General features: G+C 62.1%; 7 protein-coding genes. All 7 read left to right on the top strand.

Annotated elements, in window-relative coordinates:
* The first annotated feature begins 22 nt into the window (after nt 1–22).
* From KFF05_17540 to KFF05_17570, 7 genes are read left to right on the top strand one after another with little or no spacing between them, the layout of a single operon-like run.
* Nucleotides 23–1,057 carry a methyltransferase domain-containing protein gene (locus tag KFF05_17540; protein UTW51671.1) on the top strand — a complete coding sequence of 345 codons (1,035 nt, stop codon included), beginning with the start codon at nt 23–25 and terminating at the stop codon, nt 1,055–1,057.
* Complete coding sequence (hisH, locus tag KFF05_17545) at nt 1,054–1,674, top strand: imidazole glycerol phosphate synthase subunit HisH (GenBank protein UTW51672.1); 621 nt, start codon at nt 1,054–1,056, stop codon at nt 1,672–1,674. The genes KFF05_17540 and hisH overlap by 4 nt, the downstream gene beginning before the upstream one ends.
* Nucleotides 1,674–2,441: an AglZ/HisF2 family acetamidino modification protein gene (locus KFF05_17550; protein ID UTW51673.1), complete on the top strand. Its 768-nt coding sequence runs from the start codon at nt 1,674–1,676 to the stop codon at nt 2,439–2,441. Before hisH ends, KFF05_17550 begins: the two co-directional genes overlap by 1 nt.
* On the top strand, nt 2,442–4,730 hold the full coding sequence (locus tag KFF05_17555; protein ID UTW51674.1) for an N-acetyl sugar amidotransferase: 2,289 nt from the start codon (nt 2,442–2,444) through the stop codon (nt 4,728–4,730).
* A 39-nt stretch (nt 4,731–4,769) separates the two neighbouring features.
* Nucleotides 4,770–6,707, top strand: a complete 1,938-nt coding sequence (gene asnB, locus KFF05_17560; GenBank protein ID UTW51675.1) for an asparagine synthase (glutamine-hydrolyzing) — start codon at nt 4,770–4,772, stop codon at nt 6,705–6,707.
* Nucleotides 6,708–6,709: 2 nt separating this feature from the next.
* Nucleotides 6,710–8,644, top strand: a complete 1,935-nt coding sequence (gene asnB, locus KFF05_17565) for an asparagine synthase (glutamine-hydrolyzing) (protein UTW51676.1) — start codon at nt 6,710–6,712, stop codon at nt 8,642–8,644.
* A 23-nt stretch (nt 8,645–8,667) separates the two neighbouring features.
* The gene (locus KFF05_17570) at nt 8,668–9,480 is read left to right on the top strand and encodes a hypothetical protein (GenBank protein ID UTW51677.1); all 813 of its coding nucleotides are present in this window, start codon (nt 8,668–8,670) and stop codon (nt 9,478–9,480) included.
* Nucleotides 9,481–9,485 lie beyond the last annotated feature (5 nt).

Genomic DNA, 9,485 nt, shown 5'->3' on the forward strand with positions numbered 1-9,485 from the left:
AAACACAAGGACGACACCGACCGTGCATCCACAACACCTAAGCCTGTTACGCTGCCCCGCCACGGGCGCGCCGCTTGAATTATCGGATGCCGTTTTGGAAGACGGTCGTATCCGCTCCGGGCGGCTTGTGCCCGCGGGCGGCGACGAAAGCCTTTCATACCCCATCGTGAATTTTATTCCGCGCTTCGTTTCGTCAGACAACTACGCGCAAAATTTCGGCTTCGAATGGAACCTGCACGCGCGCACTCAATACGATTCCGAATCCGGACATAACGTGTCAGAGGAACGCCTCTCCCGCTTCACCGGATGGCCAGATGAACTGCAAGGGGAGCTGGTGCTGGAGGCAGGATCGGGATCGGGCCGCTTCACGGAACCGCTTCTGCGTGCGGGCGCGACGGTGATCTCGTTCGATTATTCAGATGCGGTCGAGGCAAACGAGAAATCGAACGGCAAGAACCCGAACCTGCTACTGGTGCAGGCAGACATCTACACAATGCCGTTCCCCGAGCAGCTGTTCGACAGAGTGCTCTGTTACGGCGTGCTACAGCATACGCCGGACCCGGAAAGAGCGTTTAAGGCTCTCGTCCCCATGCTGAAGCCGGGCGGCCATCTGGCGACAGACATCTACTTGAAATCTTTGACTTATTATTGGCTTAACACGCGCTACTGGGTGCGCCCCCTGACCCGCGGCATGGATTCCGAACGCCTGTACCGCTGGTGCAAGGGTTATGTTTCCTTGATGTGGCCGCTGGTTCGCCTGCTGCGTCGTCTGCCTTATGGGCAGGCCATCATCTGGCGCCTGCTGGTCGCCGACCCGATCGACGACATGCCTTCTGCCGACGACGCGACCTTGCGTGAATGGGCGATCCTCGACACCTTCGACATGCTGTCGCCCAGTTTCGACCTGCCGCAAACCCCGGCCATCTTCGAACGCTGGCATCGGGAGTGCGATCTGGATCATATTGACGTTCGCCTCGGCTCCAACGGCGTCGCCGGCACGGCACGGCGCCGAGCGATCGACCAGAACGTCATCGGGAAGGAAGCCGTGAACACATGATCGCCATCGTAGACATCGGCATCGGCAACCTGGGCGCCATCAAGAACATGCTGCGCAAGGTCGGCGCCCAGGCGGAAATCACCGACAGCGCGGATGCGATTAAAGCCGCTGACAAGATCGTTCTGCCCGGCGTCGGCGCGTTTGACCACGGCATGGGTGCTCTGGCGGCAAGCGGCCTGATGGATACCTTGAACGAACAGGCACTCGACGCGGGGAAACCCATCCTGGGAATCTGCCTCGGCGCGCAAATGCTGGGCCGGCGCAGTGAGGAGGGATCCCTGCCCGGGCTGGGGTGGATCGACATGGACATCGTGCGCTTTCCCCGTGACGCCGGCCTCAAGATTCCGCACATGGGCTGGAACACGGTTGCGCCGACGATGCCGGGCGGAAGGACACACCCGCTGTTTGCCGGCGGTGAAGACGCGCCCCGATTCTATTTCGTACATTCCTTCCATTTCGAATGTGACCGGCCCGAAGACGTCACGGCAACCTGCGTATACGGCAAGCCGTTCGCCGCTGCGGTGGCACGTGGAAACATCTGGGGGGTACAGTTCCATCCGGAAAAAAGCCATCGCTTCGGCGCGGCGCTGCTGCGTAATTTCGCGGAACATCCCTGATGAATTTTCCCCGGGTCATTCCGATTTTACTTCTGCGGGGGCGCGGCCTGTACAAGACCGTCAAGTTCAAAGACCCCGTCTATGTCGGGGATCCGATGAACACGGTTCGGCTGTTCAATGAAAAGGAAGCCAACGAAATCGTGGTCCTGGACATCGGTGCTACCGCCGAGAACCGCGGCCCCAATTTCGATTTTTTGGAAGACCTGGCATCTGAATGCTTCATGCCTTTTGCCTATGGCGGCGGCATCACGACCGTGGACCAGATCAAGAAGTTGTTTTTTCTCGGCGCGGAAAAGGCCGTGATCAACGCCGCGGCCTTCGACCAGCCTGGCCTGATCGAGGACGCCGCCCGACAATTCGGCGCCCAAAGCATCGTCGCGTCCATCGACGTCAAGAAGAAGATGCTCGGCGGATACGATGTTTTCACCCACAACGGCACCAAAGGCCGAGGGCGGAAGCCGGTAGAACTTGCACGGGAATTGGAAAGTCGAGGCGTCGGCGAAATCCTTATCAACGCCATCGACCGTGACGGCACGATGAGCGGTTACGACCTGGACCTCATCGGCGACGTTGCCGCTGCCGTTTCCGTGCCGGTCGTCGCCTGCGGCGGCGCGAGCGGACCGACTGATTTTCGCGCAGCCATCAACACCGGCGCCGCCGCCGTTTCAGCCGGCGCATACTTCGTTTTTCAAGGGAAGCACCGTGCGGTGCTGATCAGCTATCCCAGCGAAGATGAGCTGAACACCATCTTCACACCGGAAGAATAAATGAACGATATCGAATACCAAGTCTGCACGCGTTGTGTGATGGACACCACGGACCCGGACATCACTTTCGACGATCAGGGCGTATGCAACCATTGTCGCTCGTTCGACCAAATCGCCGGTACGGACTGGCTTCCGGGTCAGGCGGGAAAACCGCATCTGGATGCCTTGCTCGCGGAGATCAAGGCTTGGGGTAAGGGTCGCGAATACGATTGCACGATCGGGCTGTCGGGCGGGGCGGATTCATCCTATCTGGCCTATCTCGCCGCAAAAGAGTGGGGCCTGCGGCCGCTCGCCGTCCATGTCGATACCGGTTGGAATTCGCCCTTCGCCGTACGTAACATCGAAAATCTGGTCAAGAAACTGAACATTGACCTCTATACCTTCGTTATCGATTGGGAAGAAATGCGCGATCTTCAGGTCGCGTTCCTGAAATCGGGCGTCGCCAACCAGGATACGCCGCAGGATCATGCCATCTTCGCCAAACTTTTCAGCTTCACCGCCGAGAACAAGATTCGCTACGTCCTGTCGGGCCACAACATCGCGACCGAAAGCGTCCTTCCCGAATCCTGGGAGTACACCGCCCGCGATGACAAGCACATTCGCGCCATCCATCGCCGGTTCGGGACCCGCCCCCTGAAGACGCTGCCGATCATGTCCGTCTTCCGCAGTTTTCTGTATGCCCGGCTGGCACCGATCAAATTCCTGCCCGGCATGAAAATCGTCAACCCGCTGGACTTCGTCGACTACACGAAAGATCAAGCCAAGGAAAACCTGTCCAAAGAAGTCGGCTGGCAGGAGTACGGCGCCAAGCACTTCGAATCCCGCTTCACAAAGTTCTTTCAGGCTTACTGGCTACCCAAACGGTTCGGATACGACAAACGCCGCGCGCATCTGTCCTCACTTGTTCTCTCCGGCCAAATCAGCCGGGACCATGCGCTGGCCGAACTGGATAAACCCATGTACCCGCTCGAAGAGTTGGCGGAAGACATGGAGTTCGTCCGCAAGAAGCTGGAGTTGAGCGAAAGCGAATTCGAGGAGATTTTATCCGCGCCAACCCGTCATCATTCGGAGTATCCCTCCTATGCGCCGCTGGGACGCATTTGGCGGCGGGTGCAAAAAAGCCTGCAAGCGCTGCGCCGCAGTCTGACGCCCAAGGCCCGTGCCTTGGCTCCCTTGGGGAAGCTGAACATCTGCATTCTCGGCTCCGCCAGCGACACCCATGTCGTAACCCGTGCCCGCGCCATCGCGCGCCAAGGCCATATGGTGACGATGATTTCGCGCGTTCCCGGATCGACGAACGAGATTCCCATCCTGGTCCCGAAAGGCTTCAATACGCCCTTCAATGTCGTCAACAAGGCACTGATCGTGTTTCCCCTCGCCTGGATGATCTGGCGGCAGCGCGCGGACGTGTTTTATGCCCATTATGCGGCCGAGTACGAATGTTGGCTTGCGGCCCTGCTGCGCCGTCGGCCCTTTGCCATTAATGCCATGGGGTCGGATATCCTGATCGAAGCAACAGGACGTCGTGGCCCCTTGCGCGCCTGGTTGACCCGTTTCGCGTTGAAAACGGCCAAAGCCGTCACGGTGAAATCTCCGTATCTGGCACAGACGGTTCTCGACCTTGGGATCGATCCTGGGCGCGTTTCAGAAGTGATCTGGGGGATTGATCCAAAAAATTATCACCGCGATATGGATAAGCGGCGCGAATGGCGGGCCCGCTGGGGAGTTGATGAGGATACCCTGGTCATCCTCAGCCCGCGCCCTTTTGAAAAGCTCTATCGTCAGCATCTGGCAATCCAGGCGCTCCCCAAGGTCCTGGAGAAACACCCGAACGCGATTCTCGCATTATCCGAATTCAAACAGGACCTAAGCTACCGCCGTGAACTGGAAACGCTGGCCCGCAACCTCGGCATCAGCGCCCATGTCGTCTATGTCGCCCCGCAAACCGAGGAGCACATGCCGGGCCTTTTATCGGCTGCCGATGTCATCGTTAGTCTCGCCTACACAGACGGAACTCCGCAAACGGTCTTGGAAGCCCAAGCCTGCGACACACCGGTGTTGATTGCCGACATTCCCGATATCCGGCACGTTTTCACGGATCGAAAGAATTGTCTTTTTTCGACCGATGACCCCAAGTCGATTGCCGATGGCTTGGACCTTATTGCGTCGGACGAAACGCTGCGCAATTCGATCATTGCCGGCGGCAGGCAATTGGTCTCGGAAAAGGCCAACCTTCCCCGGGAACTGGAACGCGTCGAAGCAATCCTGCGTGACGTCGTTTCCGGTTGATCCTGACATTTGTACAAAAACCGATCTTGATCTGATGCCATGTGCGGCCTGACCGGCATTTTCGATCCGCGCGGCCGTGCACCGTTGGCAACGGCGGTGCGCGGCATGACGGACCGTCTTGTCCATCGCGGCCCCGATGCAGACGGCGTGTGGACCGATGATGCCGCCGGGGTCGCGCTGGGTCATCGACGCTTGTCGATCATCGACTTGAGCCCGGCCGGCGCACAGCCCATGACCTCAGCCTGCGGGCGTTACACCATCGTCTACAACGGTGAAGTCTATAACGCCGAGGATCTGCGACGCGACCTGGCGACGGCCGGTGCGACGCCGGAGTACCGCGGGCATTCGGACACGGAAGTGATTCTTGCCGCTTTCACCTGCTGGGGCGTGCGCGCGGCCGTCGAAAAGCTGATCGGCATGTTCGCCTTCGCGCTTTGGGACCGCGAGGAACGCTGCCTGGTATTGGCCCGCGACCGCCTGGGCATCAAGCCGCTGTATTGGGGCGACGCGAACGGTTTGTTCCTGTTCGCGTCGGAACTGAAATCGTTCCATGCCCATCCTGCCTTTCGGCCCGAGGTCGACCCGGCGGCCCTCGCCGCCTACATGCGCTACAACTACGTGCCGGCCCCTGCATCCATATATAAAGACGTCTTCAAGTTGGAGCCGGGTTGCCTGCTGTTCAAGCACGCCGATCAGCCCGCCCGCGTTGAACGCTATTGGGACCTGCGGCGCATCGCCCATGATGGGCAGTCCGCGCCGCGTGGCCTGAGCGATCAGGATGCCGTCGACCAAGCCGACGCCCTGATCGGCGACGCGGTCAAACGGCGCATGGTGGCGGATGTGCCGCTCGGGGCGTTCCTGTCGGGCGGCATCGATTCCTCGACCGTCGCGGCTCTGATGCAGGCGCAAAGCAACGTGCCCGTGAAAACCTTTTCCATCGGCTTTGACGCAGACGGATATGATGAAGCCCCCCATGCCGCCGCCGTCGCCCGGCACCTGGGCACCGACCACACGGAACTTTACGTCGACCCGGGCCAAGCGCTCGACGTCATTCCCCGCCTGCCCGACTTCTATGACGAGCCCTTCGCCGACTCATCCCAGATCCCGACCTATCTGGTGTCCGCCCTCACCCGCCAACACGTCACCGTGGCACTTTCCGGTGACGGCGGCGACGAAGTCTTCGCCGGTTACACCCGCTATACCTGGGGTGATCTGCTGCGCCGACGCACGGGCCGCATTCCTCGCCCGCTGCGCGCCGGCACGGCGCGGATGCTTCATTGCCTCAGCGAAGACAGCTGGGACCGGCTGCTGAAGCATCTGCCCCTGGCCAAACGCCTCAGCCACCCCGGCCAGAAAGTTCACAAGCTGGCCGATGTTCTGGCGCAGCCCGATGACATGGCGCTTTTCCGGCGTCTGATTACGGCCTGGCGCGATCCGGCCGCCGTGGTCCCCGGGGCGGTGGAAACACCGACCGTCGCCTGGGACGACAGCGTGCGGGGAGACGTGCCCCAGTTCATGGAACGCATGCAGTTGCTGGACAGCCTGATGTACCTGCCCGACGACATCCTGACCAAGGTCGACCGCGCCTCCATGGCCGTCAGCCTGGAAGCCCGCGTGCCACTGCTCGATCACCGTGTCGTAGAATTCGCCTGGTCCCTGCCGCGCCACATGCGCGTGCGCGACGGCCAGGGAAAATGGATATTGCGTCAGGTGCTCGACCGCTATGTTCCGCGCCAGCTTACCGAGCGCCCGAAGATGGGGTTCGGCATTCCCGTCGACCGTTGGATCAAGGGCCCGCTGCGCGACTGGGCAGAAGATCTGTTGTCGCCGACGGCGCTGACCGAGGGCGGCCTGCTTGACCCGGTGCCGATCCGCCATGCCTGGGACGAACACCTGTCCGGCACCCGCAACCGCACGACCGAATTGTGGAGCGTGCTGATGTTTCAGGCCTGGCGCCGCCGTTGGGGAGGTGCCTGAGCATGTGCGGGATCGCGGGCATCCTCGCCGGACCGAATCGCACCGTGGACGTGGGAGAATTGGCGCGCCTGTCCGCCGCCGTCGCCCATCGCGGCCCCGACGACCAGGGGGCCTGTACCTGGACCGCCGAAGGGGGCATCAACGCCGCACCCGATTGCGCGGCGCTGGCCCCCGGGGCCAGGGTCGGGTTGGCCCACCGCCGCCTGTCGATCATCGACACGGGGCCGGGCGGCCACCAACCGATGATCACGTCCGACGGCCGCCATGTCCTGATCACCAACGGCGAGATCTACAACTACCTTGAGCTGCGGCGGGAACTGGAAGCCGAGGGTGCCACGTTCCGCAGCCAATCGGATACGGAAGTCCTGTTGATCGCCCTGGCCCGCTGGGGCGTGGCGCGGACCCTGCCCCGCCTGACCGGGATGTTTGCCTTCGCCTTCGTCGATACAGCGGCCCGGACGCTGACCTTGGGCCGCGACCCCTTCGGCATCAAGCCGCTGGTCTGGACGCTGCGTGGCGGCGACCTGGCCTTCGCGTCGGAACCGGGGGCGTTGTTGGAACTGACGGGGCTGTCCCGCGCCGTCGATCCGCAGGCGCTGTACGATTACCTGCGGTTCGGGCTGACCGACCAGGGAACGGACAGCCTGTTCCGCGAGATACATCATTTGCCGCCGGCGTCCTTCGCGACGATCGACCTGGACCGTGTCGCGGCCCCCGCGCCCGAAACCTATTGGCGGCCACGCACCGAACAAACATCCGACCTGAGTTTCGATGAGGCGGCGACCGAACTGGGCCGCCTGTTCCGCCGTTCCGTCGGGCTGCATCTGCGGGCCGACGTGCCGGTCGGCGCGGCCCTGTCGGGCGGGATCGATTCCACCGCCGTGGTCTGCGCCATGCGCGAGATCGAAGGCAACAACCTGGACCTGCACACCTTTTCCTTCGTCGCCCCCGGCAGCCGCCACGACGAAGAGCACTGGGCCGACATTGCCGGTCAAGCCGCGCGGGCGACCATGCATAAGACGACTTCGGATGGGGCGTCCCTGGCTGGCGGGCTGGATGGCCTGATCCGAACCCAGGGCGAACCCTTCGGATCGACCAGCATCTACGCCCAGAACCGGGTTTACGCCCTGGTCCGAAGCCAAGGCATCAAGGTCACTCTCGACGGCCAGGGGGCCGACGAAATCCTGGCCGGATATGTTCCCTTCCTGGCCGCGCGCCTGGTCAGCATGCTGCGGCGTGGAAATGCACTGAGCGCCCTGCGATTGCTGAACGCAAGCCGGGGGCAGGCCGGTCCCGCCGGGATGCTGGCACGGGCGGCGCGGTTCATTCTGCCCGGTGGGATGCAGAGCGCGGCCCGGCGTTTGATCGGCGAAGACCTTGTTCCCGATTGGATGAACGGCGACTGGCTTGCCGCCAACGGCGTCAATACGCGCGCACCGCAACACCCCCGCAAGGGTCGTGTGCTGATGGGAGAATTGGCGGAAAGCCTGTCGAGCCGCGTCCTGCCGGCGCTGCTTCGTTATCAGGACCGCAATTCCATGTCCTACACCGTCGAAAGCCGAGTGCCGTTCCTCAACAAGGAAATCGTCGATTTCGTCTATGGCCTGCCCGAAGAATTTCTCGTCTCCGACCGGGGTGAGACCAAATCCGTGTTCCGCGCCGCCATGCGGGGCTTGGTGCCCGACGCCATTTTGAACCGTCGCGACAAGATCGGCTTCATCACACCACAGGACCAATGGCTGCGCGACGCGGGCGGATGGCTTGAAACCATGATCGACAGCAACGCGGCACGCGCCGTCCCGGCGCTCAACCACCCCGCCCTGGCAAAACGGATCAAGGGGCTGACCCGCAGCGGCGGGCCGCTCCCGCAACAGGTCTGGCTGGTCGCGAACCTGATCCGCTGGGCGGAAATTCACGAGGTCGATTTCGCAGCATGACGACGGCTTCGCGCGACAATCCGTTGAAGATCGCCGATCTGCTGGAGAACGGCGGCACCTTGCGCCTGGATGGCGAGGGCAGCCCCGATTGGCGACAGGTTACGGAAGCCTCTCTTGCGGAATACCGCGCCCACCATCAGGCGGAAGAATACCCGCAGGCGACCCTGGGCGTAATGGCCATGTTCGAAGGCTTCATCGCTAAATGGGCGTCGGTCTGGGGTGCGGAGACGATGATCGACCTAGGGTGCGGCATCGGATCAGCGCGCCCCCCTTATGTGCGCGGGCTTGCCCCGATCCTGAAATACGCCGGCCTGGACCCCCTGGACGAAACCCCAAGCCGGGAATATCCCTTTATCTGCGGGCGACTCGAGGACCTGGCGGCCCACACGCTCGATAAAAAATTCGACTTGGCGTTGTTTGTAACCTCGCTCGATCACTTCGAGGATGCTAGGAACGCCTTGACGCTGGCCGGAAAGATCACCGGCGGAGGCCATGCGGTCATTTGGTGCGGCCTGCACGATGCACCTCTGATCGCGCAAAACGATTTGTCTATCCGGATTTCCGATCTATGCCGAACCAACCGGACTTTGCTGACCCGCATTCTCGCGTTCACCGGCCTCGCGCTGTTTACCTGGCCGCGCGTGGCTTGGGCATTGGCGCGTCGGGAACGCGATCTCGCTGCGGGACGGCCGCTGGACGGACTCCACTTCCACTATTTCACCGAAGCCCGCCTGCGCGCCCTGCTCAACGATGCGGGCACCGTCCACGAACTCACCCATTGCCCCGGCACCAACAGCGTTTTTGCCGCTGTCACGCTTTCCTCCGAAACCGAATGATTGAT

It is taken from the genome of bacterium SCSIO 12827, from assembly GCA_024397995.1.
In the GTDB taxonomy this organism is placed as follows: Bacteria; Pseudomonadota; Alphaproteobacteria; order Rhodospirillales; family Casp-alpha2; genus UBA1479.

Bases quoted from the DNA above. Each gene is read 5' to 3' on its own strand.
- hisH (UTW51672.1), top strand. From the start codon at position 1,054: ATGATCGCCATCGTAGACATCGGCATCGGCAACCTGGGCGCCATCAAG.
- KFF05_17555 (UTW51674.1), top strand. From the start codon at position 2,442: ATGAACGATATCGAATACCAAGTCTGCACGCGTTGTGTGATGGACACC.
- asnB (UTW51675.1), top strand. From the start codon at position 4,770: ATGTGCGGCCTGACCGGCATTTTCGATCCGCGCGGCCGTGCACCGTTG.
- asnB (UTW51676.1), top strand. From the start codon at position 6,710: ATGTGCGGGATCGCGGGCATCCTCGCCGGACCGAATCGCACCGTGGAC.
- KFF05_17550 (UTW51673.1), top strand. From the start codon at position 1,674: ATGAATTTTCCCCGGGTCATTCCGATTTTACTTCTGCGGGGGCGCGGC.